The sequence below is a fragment of the Rhodococcus olei genome (assembly GCF_039540555.1).
GTDB classification, from domain to species: Bacteria; Actinomycetota; Actinomycetes; order Mycobacteriales; family Mycobacteriaceae; genus Rhodococcus_G; species Rhodococcus_G olei.
In genome coordinates this window covers 182,939-206,653 of record NZ_BAABFB010000075.1, presented here as the reverse complement: position 1 = coordinate 206,653, position 23,715 = coordinate 182,939, and the positions used below count along the sequence as shown (strand labels likewise).

Annotated in this window: 24 protein-coding genes and 1 pseudogene; 13 read left to right on the top strand and 12 right to left on the bottom strand. The window is 70.6% G+C overall.

Features of this window, described 5'->3' with window-relative positions; genetic code table 11:
- Positions 1 to 3: 3 nt before the first annotated feature.
- Positions 4 to 534, top strand: coding sequence for a VOC family protein (locus ABD951_RS25710; RefSeq protein ID WP_345353241.1), 531 nt, complete (start codon positions 4 to 6; stop codon positions 532 to 534).
- Between the two features lie 5 nt (positions 535 to 539).
- Here the strand turns inward: ABD951_RS25710 and ABD951_RS25705 are convergent, their stop codons facing one another.
- Positions 540 to 962, bottom strand: coding sequence for an organic hydroperoxide resistance protein (locus ABD951_RS25705; RefSeq protein ID WP_345352331.1), 423 nt, complete (start codon positions 960 to 962; stop codon positions 540 to 542).
- 23 nt (positions 963 to 985) lie between these two features.
- Entirely contained in the window at positions 986 to 1,441 is a 456-nt protein-coding gene (locus ABD951_RS25700) for a MarR family winged helix-turn-helix transcriptional regulator (RefSeq protein WP_345352329.1), read from the bottom strand.
- A gap of 148 nt (positions 1,442 to 1,589) precedes the next feature.
- Between ABD951_RS25700 and ABD951_RS25695 the strand changes: the two are divergent.
- Positions 1,590 to 2,214: pseudogene (locus ABD951_RS25695) on the top strand (IMPACT family protein).
- 12 nt (positions 2,215 to 2,226) lie between these two features.
- Here the strand turns inward: ABD951_RS25695 and ABD951_RS25690 are convergent.
- The 3 genes from ABD951_RS25690 to pdxR all read right to left on the bottom strand — a co-directional run bounded on the left by ABD951_RS25690 (position 2,227) and on the right by pdxR (position 5,381).
- Entirely contained in the window at positions 2,227 to 2,778 is a 552-nt protein-coding gene (locus ABD951_RS25690) for an alpha/beta hydrolase fold domain-containing protein (RefSeq protein ID WP_345352326.1), read from the bottom strand.
- A gap of 33 nt (positions 2,779 to 2,811) precedes the next feature.
- Positions 2,812 to 3,252, bottom strand: a complete 441-nt coding sequence (locus tag ABD951_RS25685; RefSeq protein ID WP_345352323.1) for a VOC family protein — start codon at positions 3,250 to 3,252, stop codon at positions 2,812 to 2,814.
- Between the two features lie 731 nt (positions 3,253 to 3,983).
- Positions 3,984 to 5,381: a MocR-like pyridoxine biosynthesis transcription factor PdxR gene (gene pdxR, locus ABD951_RS25680; protein WP_345352320.1), complete on the bottom strand. Its 1,398-nt coding sequence runs from the start codon at positions 5,379 to 5,381 to the stop codon at positions 3,984 to 3,986.
- Between the two features lie 89 nt (positions 5,382 to 5,470).
- Here pdxR and ABD951_RS25675 point away from each other — a divergent pair, with 89 nt between their 5' ends.
- Together ABD951_RS25675 and ABD951_RS25670 are read left to right on the top strand one after the other, a co-directional pair.
- The gene (locus tag ABD951_RS25675) at positions 5,471 to 6,313 is read left to right on the top strand and encodes an NAD-dependent epimerase/dehydratase family protein (protein WP_345352317.1); all 843 of its coding nucleotides are present in this window, start codon (positions 5,471 to 5,473) and stop codon (positions 6,311 to 6,313) included.
- An 871-nt stretch (positions 6,314 to 7,184) separates the two neighbouring features.
- On the top strand, positions 7,185 to 8,282 hold the full coding sequence (locus ABD951_RS25670; RefSeq protein WP_345352315.1) for a 3-deoxy-7-phosphoheptulonate synthase: 1,098 nt from the start codon (positions 7,185 to 7,187) through the stop codon (positions 8,280 to 8,282).
- Here the strand turns inward: ABD951_RS25670 and ABD951_RS25665 are convergent.
- The gene (locus ABD951_RS25665; protein ID WP_345353239.1) at positions 8,248 to 8,883 is read right to left on the bottom strand and encodes an alpha-ketoglutarate-dependent dioxygenase AlkB; all 636 of its coding nucleotides are present in this window, start codon (positions 8,881 to 8,883) and stop codon (positions 8,248 to 8,250) included. The genes ABD951_RS25670 and ABD951_RS25665 overlap by 35 nt on opposite strands.
- A 126-nt stretch (positions 8,884 to 9,009) precedes the next feature.
- On the opposite strand from ABD951_RS25665, the gene ABD951_RS25660 reads away from it, so the two are divergent.
- On the top strand, positions 9,010 to 9,438 hold the full coding sequence (locus tag ABD951_RS25660) for a CBS domain-containing protein (protein WP_345352311.1): 429 nt from the start codon (positions 9,010 to 9,012) through the stop codon (positions 9,436 to 9,438).
- Between the two features lie 64 nt (positions 9,439 to 9,502).
- Entirely contained in the window at positions 9,503 to 10,978 is a 1,476-nt protein-coding gene (locus ABD951_RS25655) for an MFS transporter (RefSeq protein ID WP_345352308.1), read from the top strand.
- Here ABD951_RS25655 and sigJ read toward each other — a convergent pair.
- A complete protein-coding gene (gene sigJ, locus ABD951_RS25650) occupies positions 10,956 to 11,834 on the bottom strand; it encodes an RNA polymerase sigma factor SigJ (RefSeq protein WP_345352305.1) in 879 nt (292 codons plus the stop codon). The two genes, ABD951_RS25655 and sigJ, sit on opposite strands and share 23 nt — an antisense overlap.
- A gap of 201 nt (positions 11,835 to 12,035) precedes the next feature.
- Here sigJ and ABD951_RS25645 point away from each other — a divergent pair, with 201 nt between their 5' ends.
- The gene (locus ABD951_RS25645; protein ID WP_345352302.1) at positions 12,036 to 13,079 is read left to right on the top strand and encodes a zinc-binding dehydrogenase; all 1,044 of its coding nucleotides are present in this window, start codon (positions 12,036 to 12,038) and stop codon (positions 13,077 to 13,079) included.
- An 86-nt stretch (positions 13,080 to 13,165) separates the two neighbouring features.
- On the opposite strand, the gene ABD951_RS25640 is transcribed toward ABD951_RS25645, so the two are convergent.
- On the bottom strand, positions 13,166 to 14,197 hold the full coding sequence (locus ABD951_RS25640) for a MerR family transcriptional regulator (RefSeq protein WP_345352299.1): 1,032 nt from the start codon (positions 14,195 to 14,197) through the stop codon (positions 13,166 to 13,168).
- Between the two features lie 13 nt (positions 14,198 to 14,210).
- Positions 14,211 to 14,876, bottom strand: a complete 666-nt coding sequence (locus tag ABD951_RS25635) for a HEAT repeat domain-containing protein (protein WP_345352296.1) — start codon at positions 14,874 to 14,876, stop codon at positions 14,211 to 14,213.
- A 128-nt stretch (positions 14,877 to 15,004) separates the two neighbouring features.
- Between ABD951_RS25635 and ABD951_RS25630 the strand changes: the two genes are divergently transcribed.
- Positions 15,005 to 15,430: a VOC family protein gene (locus ABD951_RS25630; RefSeq protein WP_345352293.1), complete on the top strand. Its 426-nt coding sequence runs from the start codon at positions 15,005 to 15,007 to the stop codon at positions 15,428 to 15,430.
- A gap of 12 nt (positions 15,431 to 15,442) precedes the next feature.
- On the opposite strand, the gene ABD951_RS25625 is transcribed toward ABD951_RS25630, so the two are convergent.
- Positions 15,443 to 16,459: an AraC family transcriptional regulator gene (locus ABD951_RS25625; RefSeq protein ID WP_345352290.1), complete on the bottom strand. Its 1,017-nt coding sequence runs from the start codon at positions 16,457 to 16,459 to the stop codon at positions 15,443 to 15,445.
- Between the two features lie 7 nt (positions 16,460 to 16,466).
- On the bottom strand, positions 16,467 to 17,648 hold the full coding sequence (locus ABD951_RS25620; protein ID WP_345352287.1) for a pyridoxal phosphate-dependent aminotransferase: 1,182 nt from the start codon (positions 17,646 to 17,648) through the stop codon (positions 16,467 to 16,469).
- Positions 17,649 to 17,778: 130 nt separating this feature from the next.
- Between ABD951_RS25620 and ABD951_RS25615 the strand changes: the two genes are divergently transcribed.
- The gene (locus tag ABD951_RS25615) at positions 17,779 to 18,381 is read left to right on the top strand and encodes a carboxymuconolactone decarboxylase family protein (RefSeq protein WP_345352284.1); all 603 of its coding nucleotides are present in this window, start codon (positions 17,779 to 17,781) and stop codon (positions 18,379 to 18,381) included.
- Here the strand turns inward: ABD951_RS25615 and ABD951_RS25610 are convergent.
- Positions 18,308 to 19,276 (bottom strand): sigma-70 family RNA polymerase sigma factor, encoded by a 969-nt coding sequence (locus tag ABD951_RS25610; protein WP_345352281.1) that lies wholly within the window; start codon positions 19,274 to 19,276, stop codon positions 18,308 to 18,310. The genes ABD951_RS25615 and ABD951_RS25610 overlap by 74 nt on opposite strands.
- Positions 19,277 to 19,562: 286 nt before the next feature.
- On the opposite strand from ABD951_RS25610, the gene ABD951_RS25605 reads away from it, so the two are divergent.
- Genes ABD951_RS25605 through ABD951_RS25590 form a run of 4 tightly spaced genes read left to right on the top strand, consistent with a single transcriptional unit; the run spans position 19,563 to position 23,696 of the window.
- On the top strand, positions 19,563 to 20,633 hold the full coding sequence (locus ABD951_RS25605; protein ID WP_345352278.1) for an ABC transporter substrate-binding protein: 1,071 nt from the start codon (positions 19,563 to 19,565) through the stop codon (positions 20,631 to 20,633).
- A gap of 14 nt (positions 20,634 to 20,647) precedes the next feature.
- Entirely contained in the window at positions 20,648 to 21,457 is an 810-nt protein-coding gene (locus ABD951_RS25600; protein ID WP_345352275.1) for an ABC transporter ATP-binding protein, read from the top strand.
- Complete coding sequence (locus ABD951_RS25595; RefSeq protein WP_345352272.1) at positions 21,450 to 22,325, top strand: ABC transporter permease; 876 nt, start codon at positions 21,450 to 21,452, stop codon at positions 22,323 to 22,325. Before ABD951_RS25600 ends, ABD951_RS25595 begins: the two co-directional genes overlap by 8 nt.
- A 24-nt stretch (positions 22,326 to 22,349) precedes the next feature.
- Complete coding sequence (locus tag ABD951_RS25590; RefSeq protein WP_345352269.1) at positions 22,350 to 23,696, top strand: LLM class flavin-dependent oxidoreductase; 1,347 nt, start codon at positions 22,350 to 22,352, stop codon at positions 23,694 to 23,696.
- Positions 23,697 to 23,715 lie beyond the last annotated feature (19 nt).

Genomic DNA, 23,715 nt, shown 5'->3' with positions numbered 1-23,715 from the left:
TACATCGTGATTCGTCGGCTCAACCACGCCGTCCTGTTCGTCTCCGACCTCGACCGCAGCCTCGCGTTCTACTGCGACGTCCTCGGCTTCCGTCCGCTGCCCGGTGGATTCCCCGGCGCGGCATTCCTCCAGGCGGCCGATTCGGCCAACGACCACGACCTCGGGCTGTTCCAGAGCCCGACCGGACCTGGGGTCCGCCGGCCCGGCGACGTCGGCCTGTACCACCTCGCGTGGGAGGTCGGCACTCTCGCCGATCTCGCGGCGATGTGGGAGCGGCTCGCGGACGCCGGGGCGCTGACCGGGGCGAGCAACCACGGCTCCACGAAGGCGCTGTACGCCCGCGATCCCGACGGCATCGAGTTCGAGGTGTGCTGGCTCGTGCCCGACGACCGGGTCGAGGAGGAACTGGTCCCCGGGATGCCGCCGACCCGGCCGTTGGACATCGCCGCCGAGATCGAACGGTACGGCGCGGACACACCGAGCGGGCCGCGTACCGACCCGACGGTGTGGCAGCGGATCTTCGCCGGCCGCTGACGGATTCAGTCGTCGGTGACGAGGACGGTCACATCGATGTTGCCGCGGGTGGCGTTCGAGTAGGGGCACACCTGGTGCGCCTTGTCGGCGAGCTCCTGTGCCAGTTCGTGCGGCAGGTGCGGAAGCGAGACCTCGAGAGTCACGGCGAGTGCGAAGCCGCCGCCCTCGACCGATCCGATGCCGACCCGCGCGCCGACCGCGGAGTCGGTCACGTCGGCGCCGGCCTGGCGCGCGATCATCCGCAGCGCGGAGTGGTAGCAGGCCGCATACCCGACCGCGAACAGCTGCTCGGGGTTGGTGCCCTCGCCGGTGCCGCCCATCTCGACCGGGATGGCCAGGGTCAGGTCGAGCCGGCCGTCGGAGCTGCGTCCGTGTCCGTTGCGGCCGTCGCCGGTGACGAGGGCCTCGGCGGTGTAGATGGCTTCCATGGGTGTCTCCTTGTCGGGGTCGATCATTCGGGGCTCGGGGGGTGGTGCGCGGCGTCGCGCAGGGCGTGCGTCAGGCGGGTGAGCGTCGAGCGCAGCTCGGCCGCCTCGCCGGGTGCAATTCCGGCGCAGCCGGCCAGCCGCCGGGGGATGTCCCGCGCCCGATCGCGCAGCCCGCGGCCGGTGTCGGTCAGGTGGATCTGCACCCGGCGTTCGTCTTCCGGCAGCCGGCGACGTTCGACCAGGCCCAGCGCCTCGAGCCGCTTGAGCAGCGGGGACAGGGTGCCGGTGTCGAGGTCGAGTTCGGAGCCGATCTCCCGGACCCCGCGGCCGTCGCGTTCCCACAGCACCAGCAGCACGAGGTACTGCGGGTAGGTGATGCCCAGCTCGTCGAGCAGTGGGCGGTACACCGCCGTCGTGGCCCGGGACGCCGCGTACAGCGCGAAGCACAGCTGCTTGTCGAGTGCCAGGTCGTTCGTCACGCCATGAAAGGTAGTGCACGTCTCGGTTGTGTGCAACCTATCTCCGGAGGTCGCACTCCGAACCTCGCAGGATTCCCTCGCCGGTCCTCGACCGGACCTGAACCAAACCCCGGCGGACCCGATGGAACCCCCGGCGGGAAGATGGGTCATGCCTTTCACGCTGCCCGCGGGCTCCGACGTCCTCGCCGAAACCCGAGGTCAAGCACTCCCGGTTCATCGCGGTGCTGCGGCGCGTCGACGGGCCGGCCGGGGCGCAGGAGTTCCTCGACGAACAGCGACGCCTGTATCCCGATGCGCGACATCACTGTTGGGCCTACATCACCGGTAACGAGCCCGCGGACCGCGCCGAACGGTCGGGGGACGACGGGGAACCCGGCGGAACGGCCGGGGTGCCGATGCTGCAGGTGCTGCGGACCCGCGCCCTGGTCGACGTCGCGGCGGTCGTGACGCGGTACTTCGGCGGCGTCAAACTCGGCGCCGGTGGGCTCGTGCGCGCGTACTCGGGTGCGGTGGTGGCGGCGGTCGACGCGGCACGACTCGTCGGCCGCGAACGCCTCGACCTGCTGTCCCTGGAGGTCGGCCACGACACCGCGGGCCGGGTGGAGGCCGACCTGCGCAGCCGCGGCATTGCCGTCGTCGACACCACCTACGGCGCGGTCGCCACCCTCACCCTCGCCACCCGGGATCCCGCGCACCTGGCCGACGCGGTCGCCGAGATCACCGCCGGGGCAGGCGAACTCGTCCCGGCGGGCGTGCGGTGGGTGGACGTGTGATCGGGTTGGCGGTCACGACCTCGTCGGCACCGCCGGGGTGCATGGTCGCGCGACCCGGATCGCCACCGAGAAGGGCGACCAACCCGTCGGCAACCGCGGCCGGTAGGTAGCCCCACCAGCAGCGACCGGTAGCGCGACGGAGCTGCGAGCTCGGGCCGAGCAGATCGACGACCGGCCCTCCGCCGCAACGCGGCCCCTGCCGCGGAGCCATGCCCGCGCGACCTCGCGCAGGTGCAGGCACACCTCGTCGATCGCCTGTTTCGTCTGCGCGAATACGCCGACCTCGGTGACGAAGCCGTGGAAGACGCCGTCGTACCTGGTCAGCGAGACTGGGACGCCGTCGTGCCGCAGCCGTGCCGCGTACGCCTCGGCGTCGTCCCGGATCGGGTCGACCTCCGCGGTCAGGATCAGGGCGGGCGGCAGGTCGCGCAGCGACTCGGCGCTCATCGGTGCTGCGGGGTGGTCGTCCGCCCGGTGTCCTGCGCCGACGTGTGCGCCCATGCCTCGAGTGCTGGTCGATGATTCGACGGTCGGGTCCGCGTGTACCCGCACCGCTGATCGCATCGGGTGCGCGGTGCAGGTCGGGCGCACGGCTTCTCAGCCGATCTGCTCGAACAGGGACACGATGATCCCTTCGGGCCCACGCACATAGGCCATCCGCACGCTGTTCTCGTATTCGCCGATGCCGCCGACGAGCCCGTACCCGTCCGCAGCCACCGCGTCGATGGCCGCCTGGAGGTCGCCGACCTCGAAGGACACGTTGCGGAGCCCGAGCTCGTTGGCCATCGCTGTTGGCGATCCGGGCACGTGGTCGGGCGTGACGAAGGTCGCGAGCTCCAGCCGGGCCCCTCCGCCAGGGGGCCGCAGCATGGCGATCTCACAACGGGCGCCGGGGATGCCGCAGACGGTCTCCACGAACTCGCCCTCCACGGATCCGGTGCCCTCCACCTCGAGACCCAATCCGACGAAGAACGCCGTTGCCGCGTCGAGGTCCGCGACGGTGATGCCGATGTGGTCGAAACGTTTCACGTGTGCCACGGGATCAATCCTCCTTGTTGCCCGTGAGCGCCGTCGGGCTGCGCCCCGGATGCGGTGTCGGTCCACCTATGGTGACGATCCGCCACCCGGCGTGACGACTCCACCGACCAGGTGGCCAACCGCGGCCGCGGTGGGCCGATCGCACGCCCCTGTGAATCGTCATCACAGTTGTCATTGACCGGAGCCTTGACCTGCGGTGTGACAACCAGTGTTGCGATTGTCGGGCGCGATCGTTGTCATCGAAGCCGGCATCTGTTCGCGGCTGTTCGTCGGTTGAGCGAATGTGGCGGGCAGGACGGTCGGCAGACGTTCTGGGAGCGGCTCACGTGAACTCGGCGAGCGCACCGAAATCAACCCGAACCGAACCGGTGGACGCTGAGTGCCCGTCCGGAGCCGGGGTAGCGATCGCGGAGTCCACAGGCACGGTCCGGCCGACGCGTCCGTTGGTGTCGATGTGTGTCAAGAGGTATGCAGGGATTCGTATCCCGGGCCCCGTCGCCGGATCAGCGCTGGGGACGTCGCCAGATCGTTCGCCACGGAACCGAATTCGGCCGGTACGTCCCGCCACGCGACCTCGCTGGTACCTGTACACGATGCCCTCGACCCGCCGACTTGCTGCGAAGGACGACCTCCTGCACGGTCGTAGGACGGCAGCATCGGGTCGATCAGGCCGTCGGGCGCAGTGGCGGATTCGGTGCGGGACCGAGTGTCTCCGACGGCGGCACCCCCGTTCAGGAGAAACGCCGGGCGCCGTTCCTGTCCGGTAGATCCTTGCCACCGGGTCGAGTTCGGGTCAGGTAGGCGATGAGTGACTCGATCGCCGGTTTGAATTGTGCTCGCGTGGGGGTGGCAAATCCGACGACGAGCGCCGAGCTTGCGTGTTCTCTGCGCGAGTATCGGGCCAGGGTGTGCATGGCAAGAGGGCCGGCGACGACCAACCCCTCTGCGTGTTCCGGGCGTGGCTCGTCCGGAAGCGGGATCACTGTGTGAAGTCCGGCGGGGATGCCCGGTGCTTCGTAGCCCGCTTCCCGGAGCGCGCGCTGCAGAAGGTCACGGCGGCGGGCGTACTCGCGCCGCTGTCGTCGAATGTGACGTTCGTAGTCGCCGGTGCGGATGAACTCGGCCAGCGCGAGTTGGTTGAGCAGCGGTACGCCTCCGGTGAGTGTCGATGACGCTTCGGTGACGGGGTGCACGAGTTCGGCCGGCAGGGCGAGCCAGCCGAGTCGCAGAGTGGGATCGAGGGCCTTGCTCACGGTTCCGGCGTAGATGACGTGCTCGGGGGCACTGCGTTGCAGGGCCGCGATCGGGCGGCGGTCGAAACGGAACTCGCCGTCGTAGTCGTCTTCGACGATGTAGCGCTCGCCACCACTGGCCCAGGCGCACGCCTGTTGGCGGCGGCCGGGGTGGAGAGCGCCGCCGAGCGGAAACTGATGTGAGGGCGTCAAGAGGGCTGCGTCGGTTCCGGCGTCGAGTCGGCTGACATCCGCGCCGTCGGCGTCGACGGGAATGTCGCTGACGGTCAGGCCCGCGATCGTCCACGGCCGGTCGATTCCAAGCAGCGACGGATCTTCGACAGCGATGTTGGACAGCCCTCGCTCAGCGAACACGGCTCCCAGGAGGAGGCAGGCGGTGCGGAACCCGGCGCTGATGACGATCCGGTCCGCACCGGTTTCGACTCCCCGAGCGCGGGCGAGGTAGGCGGCCAACTGTCTGCGCAGCTCCAACGATCCGGCCGCGTCAGCGCGTATCGCCGCTGCCGGTGATGCCGCGCGTCGGAGGGCCGCAAGCCAGCGTGCGGTCGGGAACGACCCGTGTTCGGGGCGCCCCGGACGCAGGTCGAACTCGGGGTCCGCTTCGCAGACCGCGCGGCTGATCTCACGATGCTGCGCTGCAGCACGCGCAACGAACGTCCCGGCCCGTGGGCGCGTTTCGAGGACGCCTTCGGCGATCAGAGAGTCGAGTGCGGCGACGACGGTGTTGCGAGCGACGCCGAGTTCGGCGGCCAGTTCGCGTGTCGAAGGCAGCCTCGCGCCCTGTGGCAGAGAGCCGCGCGCGATGGACTCGCGGATCGCGTGCTCGACCGCGCGGCCTTTCGGCAGCGATGGGTCCAGTCCGAACACCACGTCCACTGGACCAGATTACTCGTGCTCGACTGGACCTGTTGAGTGGGCCAGATGGTGCCTACGGTTGATCCAGGCAATCGGAAAGGACCAACCCGATGGATATCTTTGTCGCTGGAGGTTCCGGCGTACTCGGCCGCGCTGTCGTCCAGTCGCTGATCGCGGCCGGGTCCAGGGTGACCGCAATGACTCGCTCGCCCGGCAAGGCCGCTGTGCTCAGGAGCCTCGGGGCAGAGCCGGTCGTGGCGGACGCGTTCGACCAGTCCGCGGTCACGCGGGCGGTGGCCGCGGCGGGACCCGACGCGGTCGTGCATCTGCTCACCGACCTCGGCAGCGGCGACTCGAGTAGCAATGCGCGCTTGCGCACCGTGGGCACGCGCAATCTCGTGGACGCGGCCACGCGGGCCGGCGTCACGCGAATGGTCGCGGAGAGCATCTCGTGGATCTACCCACCCGACGTGCGGACTGCCGAGGAGTCCACGCCGTTGGACCTGGACGCTGCAGAGCCGCGTCGGACAACCATCATGGGAGTGGACGCGCTCGAGAATGCTGTGCGGGAGTTGCCGCACGGCACCGTGTTGAGATTCGGCCAGTTCTACGGCCCCGGAACGTGGTACTCGCGGGACGGTCGCCACGGCGATGCCGCTCGCTCCGGCACCTTGGCCGCCACCGAGACCGTCACATCTTTCGTCCATGTCCACGACGCCGCACAGGCCGCCGTGGCTGCGCTGGCGTGGCCGAGTGGAACCTGGAACATCGTCGACGACGATCCGGCCGCCGGCCGAGAGTGGGCGCCACGCCTTGCTGACCTGCTCGGAGGCCCGGAACCGGTGTTTTCGGTGTGCGGAGACATCGGCCGGCCGGTCTCCAATTCCCGAGCCCGCGACCACGGCCTCGTTCTGCGCCACCCGAGCTGGCGCGAGGGCTTTGCGACGCTGTGACACGACGTTTTCGTCCTGGAACCTGGCGCCAGGCATCAATCACTTACTGCGCCGTGTTGCCGGTCAGCCTGGTGCTGAACGAAATCGTGGATCCATTGATCGCGAGCCGGCCCCGGCTTGCGGTGCTGGTGTTCAACGCCACGGTCCTCGTCGCCGCTCTGAACTGGATACTGCTGCCTGCACTACACGCGGTCACCCGTGGGTGGGCAACCGCGCCATCCGGATTCGAGCCCCACCGACTACAAGAGCCAGGTAGTGCCAGGGCCGACGCCAGACCGGGCGACAGTGTCTCCACGTCGTAGGCGTCGAGCAACCGCATCGGCGGTGTCAACCTGTCGAACATGTTGGCTCGGAATGCGTCGAGCGAGAAGGAACGGCCCGCAAACGTGTTCAGCGCGCCCAGTGTGTCCGATGTCAGCACCCCGAGAAGAGGCGCGTCTGTGCGGCGATCTGTGGCAACCGGCGCGCTTGCCAGCGGACCCCATGGTGACTCACGTGCGCCGTCGCTTCGAGACGAAGCCATCGGTGGCGCTCCCTCCGCTTGTGTGTCGTCCGGTCCAGCCAGGCGGGCCGACACCTTTGGGTGACGCAACAGAGGTCGTCAGCGGGGTTTGAACCGCGCGATCGCACTGCGCCAACGGTCTGGCAAATTGCCAACCTGCGGTGGCCGTTCACAGCCCCGTCCGAACCGCTGCTACAGTGGCCGACATGCAGCGCGCATATTTCTGGTTTAGCAGGCCGGCCCTGGGTGGGTCGGTCGGCGTAACCGCGCGCTGACTTCTCCACCCCGAGCCGGAACAGACCGGCTCGCGGATGCATTCACGTCTCCTGGGTCGGCCACCGAGAACAGCCACCAAGAACAGGACGACGAATGACTCTCACGATCGACACCGCCCGCGACCTCGACGATCAGCGGACCATCTCGATCTCTCCGCTGGCCGCGCCGCGCGAGATCCGCGACGAGCACCCCGCCGCTGACGCTGTGGCCGCCACCGTTCGCGCTGGTCGCGGTGCCACCGTCGACATCCTCGCCGGGCGCGACGACCGGCTGATGGTCGTGGTCGGGCCGTGCTCGGTGCACGACACCGAGGCCGCGCTGGACTACGCGCGCCGGCTCGCCGCGAAGGCCGAGGAGCACCGCGACAACCTGCACGTCGTGATGCGCGTGTACTTCGAGAAGCCGCGCACCACACTCGGCTGGAAGGGTCTGATCAACGACCCGCACCTCGACGGCAGCTTCGACATCAACACCGGCCTGCGGATGGGGCGCAAGCTGCTCGTCGACATCACCGAGATCGGACTGCCGGTCGGCTGCGAGTTCCTCGACCCGATCACCCCGCAGTACATCGCCGACCTGGTCAGCTACGGCTCGATCGGCGCCCGCACCGCCGCCAGCCAGGTGCACCGCCAGCTGTGCAGCGCCCTGTCGATGCCGGTCGGCATCAAGAACTCCACCGAGGGTGACGTACAGGTCGCCGTCGACGGCACCCGCGCCGCCGGCGCCAGCCACGTCTTCCCGGGCACCGACCTCGACGGGCACTCCGCGCTGATCCGCACCGTCGGCAACCCCGACTGCCACGTCATCCTGCGCGGCAGCAGCGCCGGCCCGAACTACGACCGCGAGTCGGTAGCGGACACCCTTGCGCGCCTGGCGAAGTCGGGTCTGCCGGAGCGGGTCGTCATCGACGCCAGCCACGGCAACAGCCAGAAGAACCACGAGCGTCAGGTCGACGTCGTGACCGATCTCGCCGCCCGGATCGAGGCCGGTGAGAAGGGGGTCGTCGGCATCATGCTGGAGAGCTTCATCGAGGCCGGCAGGCAGGACCTGACCCTCGGGAAGGCCGACGAGCTGACCTACGGGCAGTCCATCACCGACGCCTGCATCGACTGGAACACCACCGCGGCGCAGCTGGACCGGCTCGCCGAGGCCGTCGTCACCGCACGCCGCGCGTCCGGAACTGCACGCTGATCCGCGGGCCGATGGGGCGCGTCGTCTTCGGCACGGCGTGCTCCCAGGTCCGCTGACAGGAACCGCCCATCACCAGCAGGTCACCGTGTCCGAGCGAGTACCGGACGGTGGCGCCGCCGCCGCGCGGGCGCAGGGCCAGCGTCCGCGCGGCGCCGAGGGAGAGGATCGCGACCATCGTGTCCTCGGTGGCGCTGCGCCCGATGGTGTCGCCGTGCCAGGCCACGCTGTCGGACCCGTCGCGGTACCAGCACAGACCCGCGGTGGCGAACGGCTCGCCGAGTTCGGGTAGGTAGTGCGCGCTCAGCGCGTCCCGGGCCGCGGCGAGCACCGGGTCGGGCAGCGGCGCACCCTCGTCGTAGAAGCTCACCAGACGGGGGACGTCGACCACGCGGTCGTACATCCGGCGGCGCTCGGCACGCCACGGCACGGCGTTCCTGCGAGACGTGTCGGCCAGGTCGGCGAGCAACTGCTCGGAGCCGGTGAGCCAGCCGGGCCGCACATCCACCCAGGCGCCCGCGGTCAGGACGCGACGCCGGACCGCCCCGCCGAGCGCCTCCAGGCGCGGGCCGCCGGTCGGGTCGTCGAACAGCGACGCCTGCATCGCGATGTCCACGCCTCGGATGCTACACCTGCTGTCGAACACGTGTTCGTATCGGGTGGCGCGCCCGGGTCGGCATTATGATCTAGATCACATGTTGCTGTCGAGCGGATGGATCGAGGTATCCGGATGCGAATTGCGGATGTGCTGCGCGGCAAGGGGCCGGCCGTCGTCACCGTGGATCCCGGCACCTCGGTGGAAGCACTGATCGGCGAACTCACCAGGCGCAACCTCGGAGCACTCGTCGTCATGCAGGGCAACGCGATGGTGGGCATCGTGACCGAACGCGACGTGGTGCACCAGATTCACGAGCGCGGGCCCGGGGTACTCAGTGCCACGGTCGGCGAGATCATGACCGTGGCGGTGTTCACGTGCGCGCCGGGGGACACTGTGGACAGCCTCGCCGCGACGATGACGGAGCGGCGGATCCGGCACCTACCGGTGCTCGAGGACGGTCGGCTGGTCGGCATCGTCAGCATCGGTGACGTGGTCAAGAGCAGGATCGACGAACTGCAGAGCGAACGGGACCAGCTCGAGGCCTACATCGACCGCCGCTGAGCTGCGCCCCGTCACATCGTGGAGCCCGGATCTGTCATGGGGGTGACAGAGAGAAGGTTCCGCCATGAACGCCACGACCCTTGCCCCCACCACCGGCCGGTCGCTCTCGACCGGACTCGGCAAGCTCACCCTCGCGCTGCTGTGCGCGGTCGCGTTCCTCGACTTCGTGGACGCGTCGATCGTCAACATCGCCCTGCCCGACATCCGCAACGACCTGAACTTCTCCGTGCAGTCCCTGCAGTGGGTGCCGAGCGGGTACCTGCTCACCTACGGCGGGTTCATGCTGCTCGGCGGCCGCGCCGCCGACCTGTTCGGACGCCGCCGCGTCCTGGTCGCAGGCACCGTGACGATCGGTGTCTCGTCCCTGGTCGGCGGATTCGCCGGAACCGGTGACCTGCTGATCGCCGCCCGGCTGGCGCAGGGGGTCGGCGCCGCGTTGATGCTCCCGGCCGCGCTGTCGATCCTGACCACCACCTTCCCCGAGGGCCCCGAGCGCCGCGCCGCGCTGGGCGTGTGGGGCGGCGTCGGCGGGCTCGCGTCGGCGGTCGGGGTGTTTCTGGGTGGGCTGCTGACCGAGGGGCCGGGGTGGCGATGGGTCCTGTTCGTCAACCCGCTCGTCTGCGTGCTGGTGTTGCCCGCCGTGTTCGCCCTGATCCCCGCCGACCGGAGCCCCGGGCGTGCGGGTCGCGTCGACGCCGTCGGCGCCCTGCTCGCGACCGGCGGGATGCTGCTGCTGGTCCACGCGCTGGTGGAGGCGCCCGACCGTGGGTGGGGAACGGTCCGCACGGTCGGTGAAATCGCGGCCGCCCTCGTGCTGCTGACACTGTTCCTCCTCCGCGAGCAGCGCACTCGAAACCCGTTGCTGCCCTTGTCGATCTTCCGGATCAGGGGACTCGCCGCCGCCAACGTCACGGGCCTGATCGTGTTCGCGGGCCTGATCGCGATGTTCTTCTTCCTGACCCTGTACATGCAGAACGTCCTCGGCTTCTCGCCGATGCAGACCGGCGCCGCGTATCTGCCGCTGTGTCTGGGGGTCGGTGTCGCAGCGGGTGTTTCGGCACAGCTGATCGGCAGGGTGGGGACACGTCCGGTGATCGTGTCGGGCGCGGCGATCGCGTCGGCCGGGTTGTTCGGCCTCTCGCGCCTGGCCGTGGACGGCTCGTACCTGCACGACCTGCTGCCCTGGCTGATGGTCGTCTCGGTCGGACTCGGCGCGGTGTTCGTCGCGGTCACGACCGCGGCGAATGCCGGTGTGCCCGAGGACAAGGCGGGCCTGGCGGCCGCGCTGCTCAATTCCGCTCAGCAGGTCGGCAGTGCGCTCGGTCTCGCGATCTTCGCGGCGATCGCGACCTCGCGCACCGCCGCGCTCGGCGCGTCGGGTGTGGCCGCCCCGGAGGCACTCACGTCCGGGTTCGCTCGGGCGCTCGTCGTGGGTGCGGTCTTCCTGCTGGCCGCGGCGCTGATCGGGCTGCGCACCGTCAACGCGCACGGCGAAGGCGACCGGCGGGAACCGGAGCTCAGCGGAAGTCCTCGACGGTGAGGGCGGCGAGCCGGTCCCGGTCGGCGAGGATGTCGATTTCCACGATCCGGTCGTGCCGGATCGTGACCGCCAGCACCGACAGCATCTCGCCCTGCACGATCGCCACCGCTCCCGCCGCCCCGTTCACGACGGCGGGGTGCGCGAAGCGGGCCAGGCGGGCGAAGCCGAGCACCCGGCCGGCCACCGCCTCGCGGCCGTGCACCTCGGTCGACGCGCCCGCAGGCAGGGCCCCGACGTCGGCCCGGAGCACGACGTCGGGGTCGAGGACCGCGACCAGGTGCTCGACGCTCCCGCCGCGGGCCGCGGTCAGGAACGCGTCGACCACCTCGCGCTGGCGGGACAGGTCCGCGTCCGGCACCGGCGCCCCCTGCAGTCGCCGGCGTGCGCGGCTCGCGAGTTGCCGGGCCGCGGCGGGGGAGCGGTCGACGATTGGCGCGATGTCGTCGAACGGCACCGCGAACATGTCGTGCAGTACGAACGCCAGCCGCTCGGCCGGTGTCAGCGTGTCCAGCACCACCAGCAGCGCCAACCCCACCGAATCCGCAAGCAGCGCATCGTGTTCGGGGCCCGAGTCGTCCGGGGTGCGGACGATCGGGTCGGGCAGGTGTACGCCCTGCGGGTTCTCGCGCCGGGATCGGCGCGACTGCAGCAGGTTCAGGCACACCCGCGCCACCACGGTGGTCAGCCACCCGCCGAGGTTCTGCACCTCGCTGGTGTCGGTGCGGCTGAGCCGGATCCACGATTCCTGTACGGCGTCCTCGGCCTCGCTGACCGAACCCAGCATCCGGTACGCCACCGCCTGCAGGTGCGGACGGTGCGCCTCGAACTGCTGTGCCATGAATTCGCTCTCGTCCATCGGTCACATTCCTTCGTCGCGGTCTGTCATCGAAGATGACCGTCGTGACCCGGCCGATGTGACACGGGCGCAGTCGTGTCGTCAGTACACACCCCGACTCGGGGCCCGCTCAACCCGGCCGCGGGGGTTCCGTCGCGCACCGCTCGGCACGCGAAACGGTGTCTCCGCAGGTAGCGTCGACCCCGCGGAAAGGAGCCGACAGTGGCCGAAACCATGCGTGCTGCCCGATTCCATGCCGACACGGGGAAGAACGTCCTGGAGGACGTCCCGATCCCCGAACCCGGCCCCGGCGAGGTGCTCGTCGAGGTCGCGTTCTGCGGCATCTGTCACTCCGACCTCAGCCTGCTGAACGGAACGTTCCCGCCACAGGTCCCGGTCGTCGTCCAGGGCCACGAGGCCTCCGGGACGATCACGAAACTCGGTGCGGGCGTGACGGGTTGGCAGGTCGGGGACCGGGTGGTCCCGTCCGCCGGCCGACCGTGCTTCGTGTGCCGCAACTGCCGCCGCGGCGACCTGACCAACTGCCTGAACGTTCAGCTGATGGCGTTCGCCTACGACGGCGCCTGGGCGGAGTACACGGTCGCGCAGGCCGGCGGGCTGACCCGAATCCCCGACAACGTCCCGTTCGAACAGGCCGCGATCCTCGCCGATGCGGTGTCCACCCCGTTCGGAGCGGTGGTCCGCACCGGCCAGGTCACGGTAGGCGAGACCGTCGGTGTGTGGGGGGTCGGCGGCGTCGGCACCCACATCGTGCAGCTCGCCCGCCTCGTCGGAGCGATCCCGATCCTCGCGTTCGACATCAACCCGGCCGTGTGCGAGCGGGCACTCGAACTCGGCGCCGACCACGCCTTCGACCCCCGCGACGCCGACCTCACCGCGAAGGTCGCCGAGGCCACCGGCGGCCGCATGCTCGACGTCGCGTTCGACGCCGCCGGTCTCGCGGTCACGTTCAGCCAGGCGCTCGAATGCCTGGCCGTCGGGGGCCGGCTGATCCAGGTCGGCCTCAGCGACCAGGTGGCCAGCCTCGGCACCACCACCTCGTTCGGGCTGTCGCAGAAGCAGGTCAAGGGGCATCTCGGCTACCAGAACGTGGACATCGAGACCCTCGCGAATCTGGTGTCCCGGGGACGTCTCGACATCTCCCGCTCGATCAGTGCGATCGTCCCGCTCGAGGAGGTGCACCGGGGCATCGAGATGCTCGAGAACCACGAGGGCGACCCGATCCGGATCCTGGTGCGGCCCTGACGGTCGTTCCGACGCCCGGCGGGCGGGTCGCACCGAGCGCGCGGCGCCGGGTACGCCGGTCGTGCGCGGGAGCCGCGAACCGGGAGCTACGCCCTGCCGGTCCGCGGCTTCGGCGTCGTGCCGCGGTCGCGTGTGGTCAGGATCGCCGCCGCGGTGGCCGAGACGGTCCGGTCGTCGTCGTGCGTCAGCCGGGCGAGGGCTTCCCGTGCGGCCGCTCCGGGAATCTCGGCCAGCGCCTGGGTGATCCGTAGACGTGTGGCCGGGTCGGCCGTGTCGTCGAGCGTGGCGGCCATCGCCGCGACGATCCCCTCGGCCGGGGTCGCCACCGCGGTCAGGAGTCCCAGCGACTCGGCGGCCTCGACGTCGCTGCGCCCCTCGGCGACCATCGCGAGGAGGGTGGGTATCGCGTCGGAGCTTCCCCTCGAGCCGAGCGCGAGCGCCGCGCGATCGCGAACCGCGGGGTCCTCGTCCGCGAGGGCCCGCCTCAGCAGGACCGTCGCCTCCGCGGCGGGTACCGCCGCGATCGCCGCCGTCGCCCGGCGCCGGACGGCCACCGACCCCGACTCCAGGCCGACGGCCAGATCCGCCAGGCCCCGGCCGGCCGCCCTCGCCAACGACCACTGCAGCGCCCCCGCCACATTGGGGTCGTCCTCGGCGAGGGCGGCCTCGGCCAGCGCGCCGACGGGCAGCGCCGCACTCCCGTCCTGGGACAGGATCGCCTGCTGCCGACGGGCCCCGGACTCGGATTCGAGGGCACGGAGGAGGGTGACGATCCGCAGCACGTCGCCCCACTCCGCCGGCGCGGCCGCGTCGACGTGCCCGAGCCTCGTGAGCAGTTCCTCCTCGGCGGCGATTCGCAGCCGGGTGTGCCGGATGAGGTCTCCCACCAGCTCGGCGGGCACGAATCCTGGCTCGTCCAGTGCGCGCCGGGCCTCGTCCAGCGACAGACCCAGGGTCCGCAGGCTCTCCACGTGGAAGAGGCGGCGGATGTCGTCGGCGGAGTACTCGCGGTAGCCGCCGGACGTGCGTCCGGTCGGCGACACCAGACCCAGCGCGTCGTAGTGGCGCAGCATGCGCGTACTGACGCCGGCCCGCCGTGAGACCTCGCCGATCAACATTCCCGCCTCCTCCTCACATGTCCGGACCGGCAGCGGCGACCCGCTTCGCCATCTCGAGCGAGACGGTGAACCCGCTGTCGGGGTCGCGGCACAGCCGCTCGGTGGCCTCGGCGTGCGCGCGAACCCACGGATCGGGACTCGTCGCGGCCGCGCCGAACACCGGAAGGACGGACTCCCCGAGCCCGACCAGCGCCCGGCTCAGACTCAGCTGCATCGGGTGGTCACCGCGCCCGAGCTCGGTCGCCAACCGGGCCGCGAGCTCGCCCTCGCCGTCGGGCGGCACCAGCGCGACGGCCGCCCGCCACGCGCTGCGCGCGACCTCGTCGTGCGGGTCGTGCAGCAGTGTCGACACCGCAGGCCAGGCTCGCCGGTCCCCGATCTTGGACAGCGTGTGCAACGCCTGGCTGCGTGCCTGCTCGACATCGGATCCGAGCTGCTCGATCAGTCGCGGCACCGTGGTCTCGGCGGGCATGCGGCACAGCGCCCAGGTCAGCATGTCCCGGACGAAGAAGTCCGGTTCGACGGCACACCGCGCGACCAGGGTCTCCGTGAGGCCGGAATCGCGGGCCGTGCCCGCCGCGAGCGCGGCCCGGAGCCGGTTCGACGGGTGGGCGTCGGCCAGGGCGTCGACGAGGCGGGCAGTGGGCCCACCGGGATTGGTTGTGTACAAGGCAACCACCTCCTTCGTCGACCACTCCAGCCCTTGACACAGTGTCAGGGTCAAGTCCCGGTGTCGGGTCGAGCCACGCCGGGGCCCGGTCGCCGCGGGTCCGGGGAGTTGTCGGAGGGTCGACGTAGGGTCCCGGCATGGGCTACGAATTTCAGGTGACGGTGGATTCGCGGCGGCCGCACGACCAGGCGAAGTGGTGGGCACAGACCCTCGGCTGGCAGGTCGAACCGAGCGACGAGGACTTCATCCGCGGGCTGGTCGCGGCGGGTCACGCGCGGGAGGAGGACACCGAGGTCTACGACGGCGTGCTGGTCTGGAGAGTCGGCGCCGCGATCCGCGATCCCGACCACCCGGATCGGCCGCGGGTGCTGTTCCAGCTCGTCCCGGAGGACAAGTCGGTGAAGAACCGGCTGCACCTGGACGTGCGCGTCGGCGACGACAAGCAGTCGGTCGCGGACGCGCTGGTCGCCCGCGGCGCGGCGGTGCTGCACCACGGCAGCCAGGGACCGTTTCGGTGGATCACGATGACCGACCCGGAGGGCAACGAGTTCTGCGTCAGCTGAACGAGACTCGGCTCACCGGAACGTGCCGGGGGTCGCGCCGGTCCAGCGCTTGAACGCTCGGCGGAACGCACTCGGCTCGGAGAACCCCAGCCGGGCGGACAGCTCGTCGACCGACTCGCCGCGCGCGAGCCCGGAGATCGCGGCGTCGCGGAGCACCTCCTCGCGGAGCTGGTTCAGGGAGGTGCCCTCGGTGCGCAGCAGCCGGCGCAGGTGCGCGGCACTGATCGACAGCATCTCCGCGATGTCCTCCGCGGACGCGGCCCGGCCGGCCGCCCCGCGTTCGAGTGCCTTGCGCACCTGCGCCGCCGCGCTGCTGTCGTAGTCCCGTTCGGAGAACAGCAGATTCGGGGATTCGCGGAGATACACCTCGAGCGTCTCCTCGGTCTGGATGATCGGGGCGCGCAGCACCGAGTTGTCCAGCTCGATCGCCGCGTCGTCCGCGCCGAAGTGGACCCGGACCCCGAAGATCGCGTCGTAACTGCGGGCGAGGAGTCGGTCCGGTTCGGGATAGGGCAGCCGCGCCGCGACCAGCTTCACGCGGCGACCGACCAGCCAGGCGGCGAACCGGTGCAGCAGGATGAGGATGAAGTCGGTGAGCAGCTGGTTGGCGGCATCCGCGGTCTCGGGCGGCAGCGTGTCGCGGGGCGGCATCCGCACGTGCAGGGTCGTGGTCTCGGACCCGGCCTCCAGTCGCAGCGGAGGCAGCCCGGGCAGGACGGGGACCACGTCGGCCAGCCGCTCGAGCGCGCTGCCCAGGTCGGGTCGGTGGATCAGCGTCAGGCACACCAGCCGGAACGTGCCGCGGGGGACCGGGCCGGCGCCGAGCCCGAACAGTTCGTCGTCGGTCAACCGCCACGCGGACTGGGTGAAGCGGGTGAGTTGCGCGGGGGTGATGCGGCCGGCGTCCTCGCCGAGCACCGACGGGGAGATCCCGGCCGCGGACAGTGGTGCGGCCATGTCGAATCCGGCGCCGGCGGCGAGGGTGGCGGCGCGCCGCACGAAGTCCGCGGGAACGGTGCGCCCGCTCATCGCCCGGTCACCACCGTCCGGCGAGCGTGTGCAGCCGCCGGATCCCCTCGGCGAGGACGTCGTCACGCTTGCAGAAGGCGAAGCGCACCAGGTGATTCCACGGCGTCTTGTGGTCCGCGAACACACTCACCGGCACTGCGGCGACGCCGATCCGTTCCGGCAGCGCCCGGCAGAACGCCTCGCCGTCGGTGGTGCCGAACGCGGTGATGTCGGCGCACACGAAGTACGTACCGGCACTGTCCCGGACCCCGAACCCGGCCTCGGCAAGCGCCGCACCGAGCAGATCGCGTTTGCGCTGCAACGACTCTCGCTGCGCGGCCACCCACGGCATCTCGTGCCGCAATGCGTGCGCGACCGCAGGCTGGAACGGGCCGCCCGCCACGAACGACATGAACTGCTTCGCGGCGCGCACGGCGTCGACCAGGACCGCGGGTCCGCACGCCCACCCGGTCTTCCAGCCGGTGACCGCGAACGTCTTCGCGGCACTCGACACCGTCACCGTCCGCTCGGCCATCCCGGGCAGCATGCCGATCGGGGTGTGGGTGCGCCCGTCGAACAACAGGTGCTCGTACACCTCGTCGCTGAGCACCAGCGCGTCGTGCCGGACCGCGACGTCGGCGATCGCGGCGAGTTCGGCGTCGGACAGGACGGTGCCGGTCGGATTGTGCGGCGTGTTGACCACGATCATCCGGGTGTCCGGCCCGACCGCCGCGCGCAGCGCGTCGAGGTCCAGGGCGAAACCGTTGCCGTCCGCGACGAGCGGGACCGTCCGCCGCACCCCGCCGGCGAGGGCCACGGCCGCGGCGTACGAGTCGTAGTATGGCTCGATCAGCACCACCTCCTGCCCGGGCTCGACCAGGCCGAGCAGGGTGGCGCTGATGGCCTCGGTGGCCCCGACCGTGACGAGCACCTCGGTGTCCGGGTCGAACCGCTGTCCGTACCGCGCGGCGCGGTCCGCGGCGATCGCCTCCCGCAGCACCGGCATGCCGGGGCCCGGCGGGTACTGGTTGAGGCCGTCGGCGATCGCGGTCCGCGCGACCTCCAGCATCGCGGCGGGACCGTCGGTGTCGGGAAAGCCCTGCCCGAGGTTGATCGCCCCGGTGCGGACCGCGAGCGCCGTCATCTCGGCGAAGATCGTCGAGGCGAACGGCTGCAGCCGGGTGACCGTCTGGCGGGGCGCAATGGGCATTCTCACAGCCTATCGAGCCGGTGGCGGCCGGCCGTCGCGCCTACTGTCACGTTCACCGGGGCTGTCTCGTCCACATGTCGAAGGCACCTGGATGCCCCGACCGGGTGTCCCGACGCGAACAGGAGAAGCCATGACTCGCATCGCCCCCCTCGCTCCCGCCGATGCCGGCCCGCTGGTGCGGCTCGCCTACCGGTACGCCGCCCGCCGGTTCGGGGCCGTCCCGGAGCCGTTCACCGTCGTCGCCAACCACCGGAAACTGTTCGCGGCGTCGGCGGTGGCGGAGCTCGCGGCGGAGAAGGCGTCGACCGTGCTGCCCGCCGCTGTCCGGGACATCGCCGTCTACCGGGTCGCGTGGACCGTCGGGTGCTCGTGGTGCGTCGACTTCGGGTCGATGCTGATGCGCCTGGAGGGTCAGGACCTGGACCGGCTGCAGCACATCGACGACTACCGGACCTCGCCGCTCTACAGCGACGACGACCGGGCCGCGATCGCCTACGCCGACGCGATGACCGCCACGCCCACCACGGTGACCGACGAGCAGGTCGCCGACCTGCAGCGGCGCTTCGGCAACGACGGCGTCGTGGAGCTGACGTACCAGATCTCGCTGGAGAACCAGCGGTCCCGGATGAACTCGGCGCTCGGCATCGTCGACCAGGGCTTCAGCACGGATTCGTGCCGGGTGCCGTGGGCGGATCAACCGGCGGATTCGACGGCGGCGGGCTCGCCCTCCTGACCCCGGACAGCTTCGCCGGGTTGGCGAAGTCGTAGGCGGCCCAGACCTTCCCGTCGCGGACGGTGAAACCACCGGCCCGCGGCGGGAACCCGGGATGCGTCTCGTCGCCCGGCGAGCCGTGCGAGTAGATCCCGAGCCGGCCGTTGACCATCGCCGGTTCCAACGCCAGGAACGACTGCTCGCCGTACCGCCGCGCGAGGCCGAGGAAGAAGCGGGCGAACTTGTCGGCGCCGTGGATGACGTTGACCGCCGTCCGCGTCGTGCCGCCCGCGTCGCCGATCACCAGGGCATCCGGGTGCAGCGCGTCGAGCACCGCCTGCAGGTCGCCGCTCGCCATCGCGACCAGCAGCCGGCCCACCGCGGCGTCGTGGTCCGGATCCGGCGGAGGCACGTCCGCCGCCGCGACCGCGCGCCGCGCGCGCGAGGCCAGTTGCCTGCTGCCGGCCACCGACGTGCCGAGGACCTCGGCGATCGTGTCGAACGGGACCCCGAACCCGTCGTGCAGCACGAACGCGGTGCGCTGGTCGGGGCCGAGCGTGTCGAGCACGACCATCGCGGCGATCCGGGCGTCCTCGCTGCGGACCACCACGTCCAGCGGGTCGGCCGGCGACGTGCCGGTCACCGGCGTGACGATCGGTTCCGGAAGCCACTGTCCCACATAACTTTCACGTCGAACCGCGGCGCTCCGCAGGTGGTCCAGGCAGATCCGCCCGACGACGGTCGTCAGCCAGGCCCGGAGATCGACGATGGCACCGGCGTCCGCGGCGTGCAGCCGCAGCCACGCCTCCTGCACCGCGTCCTCCGCGTCCGCGACCGATCCCGTCAGCCGATACCCCACCGACATCAGGTGCCCGCGATGCGTCTCGAACTCGTCGACCTCGGCGGTGTCCTGCACGACGTCAGTGTACGTGCGACCGGGATTGAAATCGGGCTGCGAGTAATCGTTCACACCTCGCCGCGGCCGGTCGTACGGTGTCGACACACCCGAGGTCCGAGGAGGCCGCCATGTCCGAGTGTTGTCGCCTGCCCTGAACGGCACCGCTGAAGCACTGCCCAGCACCGCTGAACGGGCTCACCGCGTCTGAATCCTTGCGCACCCCTCGCCGCGTCCCGCGAGTCGAGGTCGATCGTGCGCACTCTCCGCCCGCCGTACGCGGGCCTGAAACCCCAGGAACTCAGTCATGATTCGTCCACGCCTCGCGCGGACCCTCGCGGCCGGCGCCGCGCTCCTGTCCCTCGTCGCTCTCACGGCAGGCTGCTCGTCCTCGCAGAACCACACCAGCGCCGACGGCAAGACCGTCCTGCGCTACGAGGGCGCCACCGGCCAGGTCCTGTTCCCGGAACTCGCCGCGGACCTCGGCTACTTCCACACGGTCGAGCTGGCCTGGGTCGGCGACACCACCAGCGGTCCGCAGAGCATTCAGAACACCGCCACCGGCCAGACCGACTTCGGCGGTGCCTTCAACGGTGCGGTGCTCAAACTGGCGGCGGCGAAGGCCCCCGTCACCGCGGTGATCGGCTACTACGGGTCGGACAAGGACACCTTCAACGGCTACTACGTCCAGGGCGACAGCCCGATCCGGTCCGCCCGCGACCTGATCGGCAAGAAGGTCGGGATGAACACCCTCGGCGCTCACCACGAGTTCCTGGTGCGGGAGTGGCTGGCCCGCGAGGGCCTGACGCCGGACGAGATCAAGCAGGTCGAACTCGTCGTCGTGCCGCCGGTCAACACCGAACAGGCGCTGCGGCAGGGCCAGATCGACGTCGGCACGCTCGGAAGCGTGTTCCGCGACAAGGCCGTCGAGCGGGGCGGCATCCGCCCGCTGTTCACCGACGAGTCCCTGTTCGGCAGCTTCACCTACGGCACGTACCTCCTGCGCGACGACTTCATCGCGAAGAACAAGGACGCGGTCGCCGACTTCGTCCAGGGCACGGCTCGCGCCATCCGCTGGACCCAGACCACCCCGCGGGACGAGGTGGTGGCGCGTTTCACCGACATCGTCACCGCCCGCGGACGCAACGAGAACACCGACCTCGTCAGGTACTGGAAGTCGCCCGGTGTCGCCGGTCCGGGCGGCGTGATCACCGACACCGAGATCCGGACGTGGATCGACTGGCTCACGCGCAACGGCGAACTCGCGGACGGCGCACTGACCACCTCCGACGTCTACACCAACGAGTACAACCCGTACGCCAACGGAACCTATCCCGCGGACAGTGGCCCCGACGGCCAGGTCCTCGCGGCCAAGTGACTGGAGGCCCTGCCATGACCACCATTCCGAAACTCCGGCTCGAGCACGTCACGAAGGGGTTCGACGTGCGCGGGTCGCAAGACCGGTTCACCGCGATCGACGACGTCTCCATCGACGTCGCCGAGGGCGAGTTCCTCGTCCTCGTCGGCCCCAGCGGATGCGGAAAGTCCACGCTGCTCGACCTTCTCGGCGGGCTCTCCATCCCGACCTCGGGCCGGATCCTGCTCGACGGCCGGCCCGTCACCGGGCCGGGTCTGGACCGGGGCATCGTCTTCCAGCAGTACGCCCTGCTGCCCTGGCGCACAGCCCGGCACAACATCGAATTCGGGCTCGAGGCGAAGGGGTTGCCGCGTTCGGAGCGCCGTGAGCGCGCCGACCACTACCTGGAACTGGTCGGCCTGAGCGGATTCGGTGACCGGTACCCGCACGAACTGTCCGGCGGGATGAAGCAGCGCGTCGCGATCGCCCGCAGCCTCGCGTTCGACCCCGAGGTGCTGCTGATGGACGAGCCGTTCGCCGCGCTGGATGCGCAGACCCGGGAGTCGCTGCAGGACGAACTGCTGCGGATCTGGAAGGCCACCGGCAAGACCATCGTGTTCATCACGCACGGCATCGACGAGGCGATCCACCTCGGTCAGCGGGTCGCGGTGCTCACCTCGCGTCCGGGTCGGGTGAAGGCGGTCGTCGACATCGACATCGACCGCACCGCCGCGGATGTGCGCTCGGACGAGCGGTTCCGCCACCACCGCCATCACATCTGGAGCCTGCTGCACGACGAGGTGCAGAAGGCCCGGACCAACGAGAGGGAGTCCGTCCATGTCTAGCGCTCTTGCCGTCCCGGTCGCGCCCGACAGGGCGGTCGCCGCACCGGAGGCCCCTCGGCTGCACGGTGATTCGTCGACCGTCCGGTCACGGTCGGCCCGTCTCGGATCGGCGGCGCTGCGGCGGCTGCGACGGATCCTCAAGCCCGCCCTCGCCGTCGCCGTGTTGCTCGCGGTGTGGGAACTGGCACCGAGACTCGGCCTCGTCGACGAGGTGTTCCTGCCGCCGTTCAGCACGGTCGCCGGCGCCTTCGCCGACCTCGCACGCAGCGGGGAACTCTGGGAACACCTGTCCGCCAGCCTGTCCCGGGCCCTGACCGGGTTCGCCCTGGCCGTGGCGCTCGCGATCCCGCTGGGTGTCGCGATCGGGTGGTACCGCCCGGTCGCGGAGTTCCTGAGCCCGGTCCTCGAGTTGCTCCGCAACACCGCCGCGCTCGCTCTGCTCCCCGTGTTCGTGCTGATCCTCGGCATCGGCGAGGAGTCGAAGGTGGCGCTGGTCGTGTACGCCGCCACGTTCCCGATCCTCCTGAACACGATCTCCGGCGTGCGCACGGTCGACCCGCTGCTGGTGAAGGCCGCGTCGTCACTCGGACTCTCGCACGTGCAGCTGTTCCGGAAGGTCGTGCTTCCCGCGGCGGTCCCGACCGTCTTCACCGGCATCCGGATGGCGGCGTCGTCGTCGATCCTGGTGCTCATCGCCGCCGAGATGGTCGGCGCGAAAGCCGGGCTCGGCTACCTGATCACCGCCTCGCAGTACAACTTCCAGATCCCCACCATGTACGCGGGGATCGTCGCGATCTCGGTTCTGGGCCTGACCCTCAATGCCCTTCTCGTCCTCGTCGAGCGCCGGCTCTCGCGCTGGCGACCCTGACCGACCTTTCCGAAAGGTTCTCGAATGTCACACGATTCCAAGCACTTCCACCTCAACGCTTTCCTGATGGGCGTCGGCCACCACGAGGCCGCGTGGCGGCACCCCCGCACGGAGGCCCATCGCGTCCTGGATGTCGCGCACTTCCAGGAACTGGGCCGGATCGCCGAACGCGGCAAGCTCGACTCGGTGTTCTTCGCCGACGGCTTGGCCGTCGGTCCGCGGATCAAGCACAACACGCAGGCGATCTTCGAGCCGGTGACGCTGCTGACCGCGATCGCGGTGGCCACCGCGAGGATCGGTCTGATCGCGACGGCGTCGACCAGCTACGGCGACCCATACAACCTGGCGCGCAAGTTCACCTCGCTCGACCACATCAGCGCCGGGCGCGCGGGCTGGAACATCGTCACCTCCGCGGGGGCCGATGAGGCCGCCAACTTCGGGATCGACGGCATCCCCTCGCACCGCGGACGCTACGACCGCGCGGAGGAGTTCGTCGACGTGACCCTGGCGTTGTGGGACAGCTGGGAGGACGGCGCCGTCGTACTCGACGCGTCCTCCGGCGTGTTCGCCGATCCCACGAAGGTGCACACCGTCGATCACGCCGGCGAACGGTTCCGGGTTCGGGGCCCCCTGAACTCGCCGCGGTCGGTGCAGGGCCGGCCGCTGCTCGTGCAGGCCGGTTCGTCGGAGAGCGGCAAGGAGTTCGCGGCGAAGTACGCCGAGGCGGTGTTCACCGCCCAGCGCACCCTCGAACAGGGTCAGGAGTTCTACCGTGACCTCAAGGCCCGCGTGGTGCGGCACGGCCGCTCGGCGGACGACCTGAAGGTGCTGCCCGGCATCGTGCCGTTCATCGCGGACACGCGGGCCGAGGCGGAGGAGCTGGAGCGCTCCTTCACCGACCTGATCTCGCCCGAGTACTCGCTGCGGCAACTGTCGGCGATCCTCGGCGTCGACCTGACCGAACACGCCCTCGACGCACCGCTGCCGCCGCTCCCGCCGGTCGACGAGATCCAGGGCAACAAGAGCCGCTACGAGCTCGTCAAGGACCTGGCCGGAGAGGGCGACCGGACGGTCCGCGAGCTGATCGGCCTGCTCGGTGGCGGCCGCGGGCACCGCACCTTCGCCGGAACGCCCGACCAGGTCGCGGACGAGCTGCAGACGTGGTTCGAGCAGGGCGCCGCGGACGGGTTCAACATCATGCCGCCGTACCTGCCGGGCGGTCTCGACGACTTCGTCGACCGGGTGGTCCCGATCCTGCAGGAGCGGGGACTGTTCCGTACCGAGTACACCGCCTCGACGCTGCGCGGCCACTACGGCCTGGCCGATCCGGGTAACCGCTTCGCGCGCACCGCGACCGACGTCAGTGCCTGAGCCCGCACGCCGGCCGCGA